The sequence below is a fragment of the Pseudomyxococcus flavus genome (assembly GCF_050038885.1).
GTDB classification, from domain to species: domain Bacteria; phylum Myxococcota; class Myxococcia; order Myxococcales; family Myxococcaceae; genus Myxococcus; species Myxococcus flavus.
Genome location: NZ_CP143624.1, coordinates 1,817,803 through 1,831,828, shown reverse-complemented (window position 1 = coordinate 1,831,828; position 14,026 = coordinate 1,817,803). Strand labels below are relative to the sequence as shown.

Genomic DNA, 14,026 nt, shown 5'->3' with positions numbered 1-14,026 from the left:
CGGCCTGCCTCCGCTCGGGCGCCCTGGGGTTCCCGGCTCCATGGGGCCCAATGGCCCGCAGCGGCGCGAACCCTCGCGCACTACCCGGGATTCGGGGCCTGACCCTTCCCTTTGCGCGCGGCTTCGACGAGCGCGAGCGTGGCATTGCGCAGCAAGGGAAGGGCTTCCTTGGCATGGAGGACCTGTGAGCTCACGAACGCCCCGTTGATGAGGACGGACAGCTGTCCGGCGAGCTCATCGGGACGCCCGGCGCCGAGGCGCTCGGCAAGGCGCTTCAACCGCCGCCGCAGTTCCTGCTTGTGCGCCGTCGCCACACGACGCGCCGGATGGTCCGCATCGGGGAACTCCGCGGCGACGTTCAGCTGCGGGCAGCCGCGGTAGTTCGGACGAGCGACACGTTCGGCGATCCACCTGAGGTGCGCTTCCAGCTCCTCCAGCGGCGCATCGGCGTTCGCCTGGGCCACGCGGTCCCAGCCGCCCCAGAAGTCCTCGTCCTCCCGCTGGAGGAACGCTGCAATCAGGTCATCCTTGGTTCCGAAGTACCGGTACAGGCTGGTCTTGGCGACGCCCGCCTTCTCCACGACGAGATCGACGCCAACGGCGCGGACGCCCTGGGTGTAGAAGAGCTCGGAGGCGGTCGCGAGGATGCGCTCTCTCACCTCCGTGGGCGCTTCTGGTTGGGGGGCTTTGTTTCGTTCGCGGGTCCTCGCCATGGCTCCTCCTCGTCTCCGCATCATCGCACAGGGACGTTGACGCGATACAGACCAGTATGTAGTGTCCGCGCAGCCTGCGTGAACAGACAGGTCTGTTTCGTCGCCGTGAGAGGAGAACCGCTTGACCGCCTCCGAGTCATCCCGAGGGAACGGGCATGCCATCGCCGTCTTCGGCGCCTATGGACATACCGGCCGCTTCGTCGTTGATGAGCTGCTGCGGCGTGGCCATCGGGTCGTGGCCATGGGCCGCGACCCCGCCCGGCTTTCCGCCGCGTGGGGGAGCGCGGGGATAGAGCTTCGCGCCGTCAGTCTCGAGGACGCCGACGCGCTCGCGCGGGCGTTCGAGGGAGTGGAGGCGGTCGTCAACTGCGCCGGGCCGTTCCTCGACACCGCGGAGGCCATGGTGGCGGCAGCGCTGCGCGCCCGGGTTCACTATCTCGATGTGAGCGCGGAGCAGCCCAGCGCGCGGGTGTTGTTCGAGCGGTACTCGGCGGCCGCGAAGGACGCGGGGATACTCGTCCTGCCCGCGGTGGGCTTCTATGGCGGCTTCGCCGACCTGCTCGCCACCGTGGCAACCGACGGATGGACGGAGGTGGATGCGTTGCGCATCGGCATCGCGCTGGATGCCTGGTGGCCGACGTCGGGCACGCGTATCACGGGCCGCCGCAACACCGTGCCGCGAGTGGTCATCGAGGAAGGCAAGCTCGCGCCGAAGGGCGAGACGGCGCTGTCCGAGTGGGACTTTCCCGCCCCCTTTGGCAGGCAGGAGATGGCCGAGGTGCCTTTCTCCGAAATCGTCCTGCTCCACCGGCACCTGCAAGCGATGGAGGCGCGGACCTGGCTCAACACCAAGCCCCTGGCCGACTTGAGGGACCCGTCCACACCGCCTCCCGCTGCGATGGACGCGTCCGGCCGGTCCGCGCAGCGATTCCTGGTGGAGGTGCGTGCTCGCCGGGGAGATGAGGAGCGCCGCATCGCAGCCGGCGGGCGAGACATCTACGCCTTCACCGCTCCGCTGGTTGCCGAAGCCGTCGAGCGCGTCCTGGTCAATGGCCCACACGCTGGCGTCCGCTCACCCGGCGAAGTCTTCGATGCCGCGGACTACCTGCGTTCGCTGGCGTCGCATCTCGAGCTCGACGCCTCAGGCTTGCTGTCGAAGCAAGTCGGTGAGGGCGGACGCGCCCCGGTGTGAGCACGCCACGATGCGTATGACACGCCGGGATGCGTCTGCCTTCGAGGAGAACCCGGGGCGTTGTTCCAGCGGCAGCGGTGATGTGTTCCTCTCCAGCGGTGGTTCCTCATTCCTCAGGAGAAGACAGCATGCTGAAGCTCAAGTCCCCGCAGGCGCTTCTCGTCGTGGTCAGTGCCTCGCTGTCTGCGTGCGGCTCACCGGCGCTGGAGGAGGGGGCCGCTCCCGAGTTCGGCAGCAGCGAGCAGGCGCTGACGTCCGCGCTGACGTTCACCCGCAACGCCGCATCGGGCGACACCGTGTTCACGAACACCGTGAGCGCCGGCACCGCGCCCCTCACGTACTACTGGAACACCACGGAGACCCAGACCTGGAGCGGTAACGTCATCGTGAGCGGCTGGTACCAGGGCGCCAGCAGCGAGCACTTCTACTGCCCGCGCGCTCCCGTTCGCGGCGAGGAATACCTCTGGTCCCTCCGGGTGGAGGCCTATGCGGTGGATGCCACCGGTGCGGCCTCTCCCGTGGTCTACAAGACGCTCCCGTGCAGTCTTCCCTGGTAGGGAAACCCACCGCATCCTCAGAGGTCCCGAATCTTCACCTGGGCGGCTCGCGCTGGTGCTGGCACTGACCCGCGGCTCTCCATTGCTGCTGACACATGCGATGACGAGCCGGGGCGTGCCGCTGGCGCAATTGGAGGAGCGCATTCTTCTCATCGCAGACCTGAGCCTCGCCCAGTTGGCGGTCGCGGGTGGACAGTCCTCAAGACACCTCACGCACTCCTTGCAAGGTGCGAAGCCCCTCGAGCTTGGTCACCACGATACGTTCGAGCAAGGTGCTCCTCGACAGGGACGTGAGTCTCCATGATGTCCCCATCTCCATGGGCGACGTCTGCGACCGCACGCCAGGGCTTGTCCCCCGCTCGCGCCCGCCGCGTCGGCTCGACAAGGTGAAGAACCGTATCTGCAACCTATGTACAATCCTTCGGACCCACCTCCACCCCGCCATCGTGGGTGACTTCAGCTGGGTGGAACAACACAAGGCCGGGCCTGTCCCATGCGCTCCATCTACGCCGCCCCATGGCTCCTCCTCGCGCTCATCCCCCTGACGTCGAGCGCCCAGTTCGTGCCCATGCATCCGTGTCCCGATGGTACGTACCGCTGCCGCGAGGCGGAATCGGAGCAGCGCCGAAAGGCGAGCCTTGAGAAGCTCCGCGCCGAGTGCCTGCCCCAACTCGAGGAGGCGAGCCGTACCCTCCTCAAGTCGTTGCTTCCCCACATCGAGGTGACGTTGGCGCTCAGCGACTCGGGAGGCACCTCCACGCCCGAGCAGCCGTACTCCGTCTTCATGCACGCCGCGTGCAGCAACAAGGCTTTCTGCGATGCTGCGACAGTCACCCTGGAGCTCCCTCCCCAATGGGGCAAGGCCCCTCCCTGCACGCCCACCACGACCTCCCTCCTGGGCCTGGATTGGAACGGCGGGGCCATCTGGAAGGAGCTCCTGAAGACCAACGCCCAGGTCAAGCTCCATCCGTCCTCCGCCAAGCGCCTGGGCCTCAAGGCCAAGAGCCTGCGGCTCCGGGAGCTGCTCAAGCGGCTTCGTACGAACAAGGAGTACGAGCTCGTGGAGGACGCCGACTCGCCTTGTTCCATCGATCTCAAGGAGTCCAGCGCGGCCTGCTTCCCCTACTCCGTCAGCTCCAAGGAGACCGGGGACACCGACTTCCAGCTTACCTTCTTCGTCAAGCAGAAGGAGGGCACCTGGCAACTGGTGCCCGGCAGTCTGACTTTCTCGTAGTGGGTGGAGGCCTACGCGGTGGACGCCACGGGTCCGTGCAGCCTTCCCCGGTAGGGACGTCCGCCGCATCCTCAGACGTTCCGAGTCGAATCCACCACGGAGACCCAGCGCCTCGCGGTTCAGGGGCTCGGCGGAAGCTTCTTCGGTGGACCGGAGCTATTCGTCCACCGCATCGAAGCTGCCCACCAGCGCGCCATGAATCCGCTCACGCTCCTCGGTGAAGATGAGGGTGCGGAGGGAGTCCAACGTGTTGAAGCCCTCGGTGTTGGCGTCGAGCCAAGGGGGTAGACGGCAAGAATGTCCCCTGGCGTGGGCTTCACGTGCGGGTGGACCCAGCGTAGGTCATGCGCCGCATTGCTCCCTCACGGTTCGAGAGGGGGAATGCAGAGGGCCCTTCCCGCGGGCCGGCTTCAGCGTACGCGTGCGGCTTCCAACGCCCGGGCCAGTAGTCACGTCCCCTCGCGGAAGGCATCGCGGCGGCAAGCCGGGTCCTGTCCCTTGTCTCAGCGAGACGCGCCCCACAGGTCCGGCAGTGCGATGGCGGTCCGCCCGTCACCGTCGTCAGGGACCGCCATGACACTCCTGGTGTGTCGGACGAAGTGGGGAGGACGTTGGGGGTCCCACCAAGGCGGACGGTAGGAGGGACTTCGTGGCAGGAATTGACTGGACGGGTGCGAGGGTTTGATGCCGGCCACCTGCGCCCGAGTGCAGTGGCGGCATTCGTTTTGAGTTGCATGTATCTGCTCCTGTCTGCCCTGAAAGAACCCCCTTTGAAGATGATGCGAGTGTTTTCGATGCCCTCCCGGGCGTTCTCCCAATTCCGGGTGCTCTCTCTCTGCGCCTCCATGGTGCTGGCCGCCTGTACGGGCGATGAGGGCCTCCCTGGCAGTGACGGACTCCCCGGCACCCAGGGTGAGCAGGGCGAGTCCGGGCCCACGGGCCCTCAAGGTGGGGCGGGGCCCCAAGGCGAGAGGGGCGAGCTCGGTCCCCAGGGGCCGCAAGGTGAGATGGGGCCCTCAGGGCCGCAGGGTGAGCCCGGTCCTCAGGGGCCGCAGGGCGAGATGGGCCCTCAGGGGCCGCAGGGCGTTCCTGGCGCCATCGGGCCCATTGGTATTCCGGGGCCCATGGGGCCTCCCGGTCCCGTGGGTCCGACGGGCGCCGCGGGACCCCGCGGTGAGGCGGGGCCAGCGGGTCCTCGAGGTGAGGCTGGTCCCGCGGGCCCCAGAGGCGAGACGGGCCCGATGGGCCCCGCGGGAGAAGCGGGCCCCGCGGGTATCCAGGGGCCTCAAGGCGTCCAGGGTGTTGAAGGCCCGGTGGGTCCCAAGGGCGACATCGGTCCCGCGGGTCCGCCTGGTCCGGAAGGCAAGCAGGGCATCCAGGGCCCGGTGGGTCCCAAGGGTGACGTCGGTCCCGCGGGCCCCGCAGGCCCGGCCGGTCCGGAAGGCAAGCAGGGCGTCCAGGGGCCGGCGGGCCCCAAGGGTGATATCGGTCCAGCAGGCCCGGCGGGCGAAGTGGGGCCGGAAGGCAAGCAGGGCATCCAGGGGCCGGCGGGGCCCACGGGAGCCACGGGGCCCATGGGCCCTCCGGGCGCTACCGGACCCGCGGGTTCGGCGGGCCCCGCGGGCCCCACTGGCCCTCAGGGGCCAGCGGGAACCCAGGGGCTCTACGGTGACGGCTCGGCAGGCATCCTGACGGTCAACTACGGGGACACGCTGGACCTGAGCACGGCCGCGGGCGTGAATCAGCTTCCCTCCGGGCTCAACCTCCACTTCAGCAGCATCAACGTGGCGGGCTCGCTCATCGTGCCCAGTGGCACCGTCCTGCGCGCCACCGGGAACATCACGGTGAGCGGAACCATCACCGTACAGCCGGGCGTCGTGGACAGCGGCAACTCCGAGGCGCCCCAGGGGGTGGCTGTCTCCCAGGCGGCGACCTACAACGGTGGGCGAGCCCTCTCGATGCTCCAGGCCGCGCAGACCGTGCGCTCGCAGGTGGCTGGCGGTGGCGCGGGCGCGAGGCTCTATGCGGGAGCCAACGCGGAAGGTGGCGCGGGCGGCGGCAACCTGCTCATCGCCGCAAGTGGCAACGTCAGCATCCTTTCGGGGGCGACGGTCCGCGCGAACGGCCAGGACGGCGTCAACCCGCAGACCGCGGGTGCCTCCATCCTCGGCACGGGCGGCGGCGGCGGTGGTGTCATCACCATCGTGGCGCGTTCGGGCCTCACGATGGCTGGCCTCATCGAGGCCAATGGTGGCACGGGGGCCAACGGCTTCAACGGCAACGGTGGCGCCGGTGAGGGCGGTGGCGGTGGTGGCGGTGGTGGCATCGTCCACTTCATCGTTCCCACGCAGGCCTCCGTCTCAGGCACGGTCCAGGTCGCGGGCGGCGGGGGTGGCATCAACGCCCCGGCCACGACGGGAGTCTCCGTCACCACGGCCGGTGGCGGTGGGGCCTGCGGTGGCAATGGTGGCAATGCCGGTGGCTTCATCCCGGGCACCTCGACCGTGACGGAAGCGACGGCGGGCCACGAGGGCTACCTGATGCAGACCGTCGTGCCTGAGCCGGAGCTGGCGCTCGCGCGCTGAGCCCCGTGCTCCGGGCCTGGGCCGGTCTGGGTGACACCGACGCCAGGAGGACCGCCGCTGCCATCAGGTGGCGGCGGTCCGAGCCTCCCGCCCGGAAGGACCTGGAGCGCCCACGCTTCGCCCTGCTCAGGGCAGATGGAGGGCCTCCGGGTCGCGCGAGGCAACCGCTGACGCCGCAGACGGTCCACGAGGGCGTCGACCAGCGCCTCCGCGCAACGTGGGCCAGGAGGGCTCGTCAGGCCGGGGCCGGTCGAAACCCGGTGAGCTTGCTCCGAAGCCATGCGTCCACCGAGAACCTGCCGGGGCCGACGGTCATCAGGACGACAGCGATGACGAGGTAGAGGAGCGCAATCTCATAGCTGCCGGTGTGGCCGACGAAGGGGTCTCCACGAATCACCGCGTGGAAGTGCACGGCGACGGCCATCGTGAAGAAGAGCCCCAGTGAGGCCAGGGGCACGAGCGCTCCCAGAATCCACGCCAGGCCACCGCCGAACTCGGAGAGCGCCGCCAGCGCCTGGAGGATGCCCGGCGTGGAGGCCTCGGCGCCCATCCAGTGGAACGGGTTCTGGATCTTCGACCAGCCGTGCAGCATGAACGCCGCTCCGGAGACGACCCGGAGCAGCAGGAGCCCGACGCTGGCCAGCGTCGGAGGAGGAGGGGGAAACACGGATGCGAGCTTCATGGCGATCCCTTCACAGGAGCGACGGTGGCGCTCCGCTGTCTCTTCGTCGGAGACATAGCGCGTCCGCTCCAGCCCAGGGGCCGCGGCGCCCATTCATTGGAATCTGGCCATGTCATTGCACGGGAGCAGGGCACCTCGAAGTCGTCCCAGGCGCCCTCCATCCAATGGAAGTCGGGGCCCGGCCGCCTTCAACAGCAGGAAGACAGCGCTGCGCATCCGGACCGGGGCGGGTTGAAGTTTCAATCGAGGGGCTTCGTCGGGCCTGGATTCGCAGCCGTGGCCGCCTTCTCAGTCCGCTGCCTTTGAATGCGGGCCGTGGTGCTTCGAGGGCATGAACGTCAGGGTGGCGGCAGTCCCGGCGCCTCCGCTGCCAGCTGGCACGAAGATGTCGAGGAACTCCCCCGTCTTCCCGCTGAATACGCGCTTCCTCCCTTGCTGTGGGGCGCACGGTGAAGCCGCAGCAGGCGTGCGACCACTGACTGGGAGGGTTCCATGCGTCCGTGAAGAGGACGCTTCGTTGCCCGGCAAGTCGGCACCGCTCGACTTCGCTCGAAAAGCGCGGCTAGAAGAGGTGATGGCTCCATTCATTCATCGAACCGTGCTCGTGACGGGGGCTGCTTCCGGTATCGGGCTGGCGGTGGCGCGACATCTGGCCGCGGAAGGCGCCGCACGGCTGATTCTGGTCGACCTCTCGCGAGAGGCGTTGGAGGCGGTGGTGCTTCCATGCGCGGTCGACCGCGCCGTGGGCGATGTGCGAGACGAGGCATTCTGGGGCGCGCTGGCGCCCAGGCTGGTGGGGCTTGACCATGCCGTGGTGAACGCGGGCGTCGCCGGGGCATCGACCATTGTCGACCATGGCTTCGACGAATGGCGGCGCATCCTGTCCATCAATCTGGACGGCGCGTTCCTGACGCTGCGCGCCGCGATGCGCGCGATGCGGGGCCGCGGTGGCTCCATCGTCGCGACGGCGTCCGCGGCGGGCGTGAAGCCCGAGCCTGGCGTCGCGGCGTATGGCGCGTCGAAGGCGGCGCTGATTCACCTGGTGAAGGTGGCGGCGAAGGAGGGCGCGGCCGACCGGATCCGCGTCAACGCCATCGCGCCCGCAGGCGTCGAGACGCCGGTATGGGATGCCGTCCCCATGTTCACGGAGCGGGTGGCGCAGGTCGGGCGCGAGGCGGCGTTCGCCGAGCTCGCGGCCCTGGCGACCCCTCTGGGGCGCTATGCGAAGCCGGAGGAAGTCGCGCGCCAGATTGGCTTCCTGCTGTCGGATGACTGCGCGCTGGTGACAGGCACGACGTTGGTGAGCGACGGCGGCTACACGCTCTGAGCCGTTGAGCACGCCCGCGGTTCGAGCGCCACGACACGGGGAGCCCGCGGGCTGAATATTCCTTGACGGGAATATGTCCCGTTGGGAATATATGGCCCGTGATTGAGACCTTCACGGCGCTCGCCGACCCGAACCGCTTTCGCATCGTGGAGTACCTACGTGGGGGCGCGCGCTCGGTGGGCGCCATTGGAGAAGCGCTGCACCTCAACCAGCCGCAGGTGTCGAAGCACCTGCGGGTGTTGAAGGAGGCCCGGTTGGTGGACGTGGAGGCGCGCGCCCAGCAGCGTCTCTACGGCCTGAGGCCCGAGCCGCTGCGCGAGCTGAACGCGTGGCTGGAGCGCTACCGAGACATCTGGGACGAGCGGCTGGGGCAGCTCGACTCGCTCCTCGAAGAGCTCAAGACGCAGGACCTGGAAGGCACGCAGCGGCACGCTCGAAAGAAGAAGGGATGAAGGGATGAGCCTCACGTCAATGGAGCTGGAGTCGGACCGCACCATCGTCATTTCTCGCAAGTTCAATGCGCCGGCGCGCATCGTGTTCGACGCGTGGACTCGCGCGGACCTGGTGAAGCGCTGGTGGGCGCCGAAGTGCCAGGGCGTCACCATGGCGAGCTGCGAGGCGGATGTTCGCGTTGGCGGCGGTTACCGCTACGTGCTGCGCAACCCGGATGGCAGTGAGGTGGCCTTCTCCGGCCAGTACGCTGAAATCAATCCGCCCTCGCGGCTCGTGTACACGCAGGTCTTCGAGCCGATGGCGGACGCGGGGGCGGTCACCATCACCGTCACCTTCGAGGAGCACGACGGCAAGACACACATGGTCTCGCGAGAGCTGTATCCATCAAAGGAGGTGCGGGAGGCTGTCCTTGCGTCCGGCATGGAGCAGGGCATGCGCGAGACGATGGATCAGCTCGACGCGCTCGTGTCGTCACTGAGCATCAGCTAGCTCGGGCTGGCGAAATGCGCGGGCCCGGAGTCCCCTCGGCTGGGGCGCTCCGGGCCTCATCGGCGGGCCTGTGGCGGCGTGCGCGCCCGCTAGTCCTTCGTGCAGACGACGTCGTCGACCTGGAGGTGGTCCCGGTCGGCTTCGCTGCGGCTCGGGTAGAAGAACAGGCGCCAGTCGCGCACGTTGCCCGTGAAGCGGAAGAACACCGGCTGCCACTCGTCGCTGTCGACGGCGAGGAAGTCGGTCTGCGGGTTCCAGCCGGCGCTCGAATAGATGCGATGGCGGATGGAGCCGTGGCCCCGCACCCGATACGAGCAGGAGTAGTTGCCGCTCGGGACGTCGAACTTCTCCGTCGTGAAGCGCTCGGCGACCTGGATGGGAACGACGAACTGCAGCGCCGCCGAGCCGCCGTGCACCGCGTTCGTGTAGCGCGCCAGTCGCGAGGGCTTGATTTCGGTGCCCGGGTCGGAGACGCCGTTGTCGATGCCGTACCAGTAGTCAGGGATGAGATGGTCCCCGTGGTAGGGGATGGAATAGGTGTTCCAGGCCTCGAAGCCACCATTGCGGATGATGTTCGCGGGGTGCTCCGCGGAGACGCAGCGCTTGGTCTCCGGGTCGCAGGCGGGCAGGTCACCGACGCAGTCGTAGGTGGTGAAGCAGGCTCCTTCGGAGAGCTCACACACGCCGGTCGTGGGGTTGCAGCTCGTCGCGGGGTTGCTGCACGTCACGCCTTCGCAGGGGTCGCCCTCCACGCACAGATGCGTGGCGACATCGCAGACCGGCGTCTCCGGGGTGCCCGCGCAGTCCGCGTGGCGGGTGCAGCGGTTCTCCGCGACCACGCAGGTGTGGGTCGCATCGCAGGCCTGCCACTCGCTGCAGTCGGCGGCGTCGCTGCAACGGCCTGAGAGCGGCTCGCACGTCGCGGTGTCGTTCTCGCAGCGCTCCCAGGCCTCGCAGCTGACCGCGTCACACGGCTCGGGGGCGCGCAGGCAGCGCACGTCGTCGATGAGCAGGTGCTCGCCGCTGGTGCTCCGGACGCTGAAGATGAGCTCGAAGGTGTCGAAGACGTCGTTGGTGAGGTTGAAGTTGTACGACAGCTGCGTCCACTGTTCGGTGCTGACCGTGGTGTAGGCCGAGTAGCTGGAGTAGTCGTCGTCGAAGTAGGCGTTCCGGACGTCACCGGCGCCCCGCGCCTGGAACGTGCAGGCATAGCGGCCCGCGGGCATCGACTTCGCCAGGGTGGTGAAGCGCCGGTGAGTGGTCGACGTATTGACCAGCCGGAGCGCGTTCTCGCCTTCGAAGGCACGCGTCGTCTCCTTCTGCACGCTGTCGGAGGCGATGTTCGACTTGCTCCCGAACCACATGTCCGGGAGCGCGCCGGGCCACTCCTCGAAGCCCCAGTTGTCGATGACGCTCACCTCGTCCGGCGCGCCTGCGTCCGGCGTCTCGGAGCCTCCATCCGAGGGCTCCCCGCCTGCGTCGGGCGTCTCTTCGCCCGCGTCCGGCGTCTCCTCGCCTGCGTCGGGCGTCTCTTCACCCGCGTCCGGCGTCTCCTCGCCTGCGTCCGGCGTCTCTTCGCCTGCGTCGGGCGTCTCTTCGCCTGCGTCAGGCGTCCCGGTGCCAGCATCCGGCGTGGACTGCCCGGCATCCGGAGTTACCACGGGGTCGGAACCGCCGCAGGCGACAACCCCAACCAGCAGCGAAGCGAGAAACACTCGAAACAACGTCACAGCGAGCCTCCGGTGCACAGAAAGGCGTCTCTCGTACCACACTTCGCTTCGAGCGCGAGCCGAGGAGCCTGGCGGAGACGTACGGAGCGACGTGCCTTCCTCCACATCAAAGCGTCAAGCTCAGGAAGCCCGGATTAACGCCTGCCAATCATGTGGACTCACGCGGTGCCTGCTTCACCGCATCGCCACTTTCGTGACCCCAGCTCTACATGGACAGCGGATGGGCCACACGAACGGTTCGAACCACATTCACGTGTTGAATTGGCAGGGGGCGCAGTGGAATGACAGCCTGCTCGACGCGGTGCTCGGGGTGTGGACGGTGGTGGGGCTGTGGTCGGCTGGGTGCTGTCCACGGGCGTGGTGGGGCCGCCTGTATGAGGCCCTCGACGACCGCGCTCGCTCCTGCATGAGGGGTCGGTCATTCGTCCAACGGACGGATGTCCGATGCGTGGAGCGGGACGCGTCTCGTAACGTCCCCGGTCATGGATTCGCATACCCTGATGGAACGGCTCACCATCGCAACACCCTGCGACATGCGCTGGGAGGACATGCGCGGGGATTCGCGTGTCCGGCACTGCGGTGCTTGCCGGCTTTCCGTCTACAACGCGCGCGAGATGACCACGCGGGAACTGGAGGCGCTGCTCCAGTCTGGCGGGCGCGTGTGTGCCCGGCTCTACCGTCGGCCGGATGGAACCGTCGTGACGGGCGACTGTCGGCGTATCTGGGAGCAGCAGCGGGCGGAGGCCGTCTCGCTGCTCGGCACGGCCGTGACGGTGACGGCGGCGCTCTCGCTGGTTGTCTTGCTGGGTTTGCTCACGCTCACCCTCTTCGGTGACAACATCCGGCGCATGTTAGGCTACGGCACCGTGGGAGCACTGGCGCCGCCGATTCCCTCGTCCGCTGGCACGCCGCCCTCCTCGGGAGCGGGGCCGGGCCGTTACTAGCCGCCGCGGGTCACGCCGGCTTCGCCGAGCACGAAGCGCACCGGGTGTGGGAACGCGACCTGGGCGCGCACGCCGTTGGCCAGGATGCGCACGCAGCGGCGCCCGCGCTGCAGACACACGAGCGTCGAGGGTGGTGTCCATCGAACTGGCCGCGCACCTTGCTGCGTTCGTCGTGGGGCTCCACGGAGCCCTCTGCCGTCCAGCCGTCGGCGAGGTTCCGGGCGAAGTCCGGCCGCCACATCATGTGGGTCTTCCGCACGCCGAGCCGGTAGAACACGCGTCGCCATGGCTCGGTGCCAACATCCAGCCCCAGCCCGCGCTCGAGCTGCATCAGGATGATGTCATCCCCGGAGTACGCGTAGCGACTGCCGGGGGCGAAGTGGATGCGCAGCCTCTCGTCCGGCTCCAGGAAGCCGAAGTTGGCGAAGCCCGGGCTGTGGGTGAGCCGGACGCGCGGCGTGATGGCGCGCCAGCGTTCGTCGCTGGCCAGGTGCGACCAGGTCGAGTAGCGGTCCTCATCCGGATAGTCGGGGAGCAGCTTGTCCAGGTACCGCAATCATCGCGATGGCCAGCCCCTTCGTGCCAGTCGCTGCCATCGCGCGGCCGTGGCACCGCCGCCGGCGAGAAGGAAGCACTGGCTCCGGGCACGCAGTGCACTCATACGATTGTTGAGTGCGCAGATGTGCCGGGTCACACGTCTGTCTTCTGGAGCAGCACGAAGAAGAGCGCAACCTCCAGGGCGGCGATGGCGGCACAGCCGCCATGGAACATCCGGAACGTCCGAAGCGAGTACCAGTTCCAGCGGCGCTCGAGGCCGAAGGCCGCCCAGCCATCCGTCGTGGCGAAGGAAAGCACGGCGAACAGCGCGGGCCACACCGCGCCCGTGAGCAGCGCGATGCCCACCAGACCCCGGGAGCCCAGGTGGCCCGCCACCGCGATGACCCGCTCCACGAACATGGAGTTGCGGATCCACAGGGACTTCCGCGCGCCCTCCGCCCATTGCAAGGCGACCAGACCCGGGGGGCCGCTCGTCGTCAGGATCGCGCTCAACGTCAGGAACAGGCATTCGATACATCCCGCGGAGACGGCATAGACGACGTCCGAGCGGGAGGAGACGTCCGCATACCGGAACAGCACCGCTGCCATGCCGAGCTCGCACGCCGCCGACGCGAGCCCTTGCGCCATGGCCAGACGGGCGGGGCCTCGCGGGGTGAGCCTCACCGTGATTTCACCCGCCACGGGCAGCTTGAGGGCAAGGCCCAGGGCCCACGAAAGGGCCCCCATCCCGGCTGCGCGCCACGACGCACCACCCGCCAGCACCAGGACGAGCGGAAGCCCGGCGCCGAGGAGGAGCGTCGCCACCCAGGCCAGGACACCGGAAGGCATGGACGCTGTCTCCGTCTGGATGTCTGGCTTTTCATTCATGGGAAGAACGACTCCAGGCCGCGCCGCAATCGCCTCGCGGGGCGAAAGGCTGTCGCGTGCCCGCCGGGGTGATCCGGCGTGCCTTGAGCGCTTTGTTCGCCAATGACATTCTTTCAGATGCTACCCCTGCAATACCCTGAACTGGCCCACCGCTCGAGTCGTCGTCGAGCACATCAAGGAGGCCTATCCGGCGCTGCCGGTGGTCCTCGGAGGCATCCACCCCGGCGGCTATCCCGAGCATGTGTTCTCGAAGTGCCGGGCCGACTTCATCGTCGCGGGGGAAGGGGAGATTCCGCTGGTGCGGCTCGTCGAGGAACTGTCGGGCGGTCGCGACTTCGCCTCCGTGCCGGGGCTCGGCTGGCGCGATGGCGACAGAATCCGGCTGCAGCCCAACGGGGGCCTGGCCTCCGTGGACGCGGTGGAGCGCCTTCCGGACCCGGCCTATGACCTGCTGCCCTCGGGCATCTACGAGTCGCTCTCCATCGAGTCCGCCCGAGGCTGCAAGTTCAAGTGCACGTTCTGTTCGACGAAGTTCCTCGGGAGCTGGCGCGGCGTGTCCGCGGGAAACTTCGTGGACCGGCTGGAGCGGATGCAGCGCTACCTCAAGCGCACGCGCTACAAGGTGTTCAGCATCATCGATGACCTCTACACGCTGGACATCCAGCGCGTGGCGGACGTCACCCGGTAGGTGCACC

Annotated in this window: 14 protein-coding genes; 9 read left to right on the top strand and 5 right to left on the bottom strand. The window is 68.4% G+C overall.

The window, feature by feature from the left end; translation table 11 throughout:
- Positions 1-80: 80 nt before the first annotated feature.
- Entirely contained in the window at positions 81-713 is a 633-nt protein-coding gene (locus VZL07_RS07630; RefSeq protein ID WP_426754696.1) for a TetR/AcrR family transcriptional regulator, read from the bottom strand.
- A 121-nt stretch (positions 714-834) separates the two neighbouring features.
- Between VZL07_RS07630 and VZL07_RS07625 the strand changes: the two genes are divergently transcribed.
- From VZL07_RS07625 to VZL07_RS07610, 4 genes are all read left to right on the top strand, one after another.
- Positions 835-1,905: a saccharopine dehydrogenase family protein gene (locus VZL07_RS07625; RefSeq protein WP_426754695.1), complete on the top strand. Its 1,071-nt coding sequence runs from the start codon at positions 835-837 to the stop codon at positions 1,903-1,905.
- 128 nt (positions 1,906-2,033) lie between these two features.
- Positions 2,034-2,462, top strand: a complete 429-nt coding sequence (locus VZL07_RS07620; RefSeq protein ID WP_426754693.1) for a hypothetical protein — start codon at positions 2,034-2,036, stop codon at positions 2,460-2,462.
- 493 nt (positions 2,463-2,955) lie between these two features.
- Positions 2,956-3,696 (top strand): hypothetical protein, encoded by a 741-nt coding sequence (locus VZL07_RS07615; protein ID WP_426754692.1) that lies wholly within the window; start codon positions 2,956-2,958, stop codon positions 3,694-3,696.
- Positions 3,697-5,009: 1,313 nt separating this feature from the next.
- Complete coding sequence (locus tag VZL07_RS07610; protein ID WP_426754691.1) at positions 5,010-6,281, top strand: DUF7151 family protein; 1,272 nt, start codon at positions 5,010-5,012, stop codon at positions 6,279-6,281.
- A gap of 235 nt (positions 6,282-6,516) precedes the next feature.
- On the opposite strand, the gene VZL07_RS07605 is transcribed toward VZL07_RS07610, so the two are convergent.
- Entirely contained in the window at positions 6,517-6,963 is a 447-nt protein-coding gene (locus VZL07_RS07605; RefSeq protein WP_426754690.1) for a DoxX family protein, read from the bottom strand.
- 574 nt (positions 6,964-7,537) lie between these two features.
- On the opposite strand from VZL07_RS07605, the gene VZL07_RS07600 reads away from it, so the two are divergent.
- The 3 genes from VZL07_RS07600 (at position 7,538) to VZL07_RS07590 (ending at position 9,232) form a co-directional block, all read left to right on the top strand.
- Positions 7,538-8,290, top strand: a complete 753-nt coding sequence (locus VZL07_RS07600) for an SDR family NAD(P)-dependent oxidoreductase (RefSeq protein ID WP_426754689.1) — start codon at positions 7,538-7,540, stop codon at positions 8,288-8,290.
- Positions 8,291-8,388: 98 nt separating this feature from the next.
- On the top strand, positions 8,389-8,742 hold the full coding sequence (locus tag VZL07_RS07595; RefSeq protein WP_426754688.1) for an ArsR/SmtB family transcription factor: 354 nt from the start codon (positions 8,389-8,391) through the stop codon (positions 8,740-8,742).
- 4 nt (positions 8,743-8,746) lie between these two features.
- Entirely contained in the window at positions 8,747-9,232 is a 486-nt protein-coding gene (locus tag VZL07_RS07590) for an SRPBCC family protein (protein WP_426754687.1), read from the top strand.
- Between the two features lie 89 nt (positions 9,233-9,321).
- Here the strand turns inward: VZL07_RS07590 and VZL07_RS07585 are convergent, their stop codons facing one another.
- Positions 9,322-10,962 (bottom strand): invertase recombinase-like protein, encoded by a 1,641-nt coding sequence (locus tag VZL07_RS07585; RefSeq protein WP_426754686.1) that lies wholly within the window; start codon positions 10,960-10,962, stop codon positions 9,322-9,324.
- Positions 10,963-11,462: 500 nt separating this feature from the next.
- On the opposite strand from VZL07_RS07585, the gene VZL07_RS07580 reads away from it, so the two are divergent.
- The gene (locus VZL07_RS07580; RefSeq protein ID WP_426754685.1) at positions 11,463-11,906 is read left to right on the top strand and encodes a hypothetical protein; all 444 of its coding nucleotides are present in this window, start codon (positions 11,463-11,465) and stop codon (positions 11,904-11,906) included.
- A gap of 10 nt (positions 11,907-11,916) precedes the next feature.
- Here the strand turns inward: VZL07_RS07580 and VZL07_RS07575 are convergent, their stop codons facing one another.
- Together VZL07_RS07575 and VZL07_RS07570 are read right to left on the bottom strand one after the other, a co-directional pair.
- Entirely contained in the window at positions 11,917-12,462 is a 546-nt protein-coding gene (locus VZL07_RS07575) for a hypothetical protein (RefSeq protein WP_426754684.1), read from the bottom strand.
- A 134-nt stretch (positions 12,463-12,596) separates the two neighbouring features.
- Positions 12,597-13,331 carry a hypothetical protein gene (locus VZL07_RS07570; protein WP_426754683.1) on the bottom strand — a complete coding sequence of 245 codons (735 nt, stop codon included), beginning with the start codon at positions 13,329-13,331 and terminating at the stop codon, positions 12,597-12,599.
- Between the two features lie 199 nt (positions 13,332-13,530).
- Here VZL07_RS07570 and VZL07_RS07565 point away from each other — a divergent pair, with 199 nt between their 5' ends.
- Complete coding sequence (locus VZL07_RS07565; protein WP_426754682.1) at positions 13,531-14,019, top strand: B12-binding domain-containing radical SAM protein; 489 nt, start codon at positions 13,531-13,533, stop codon at positions 14,017-14,019.
- Positions 14,020-14,026 lie beyond the last annotated feature (7 nt).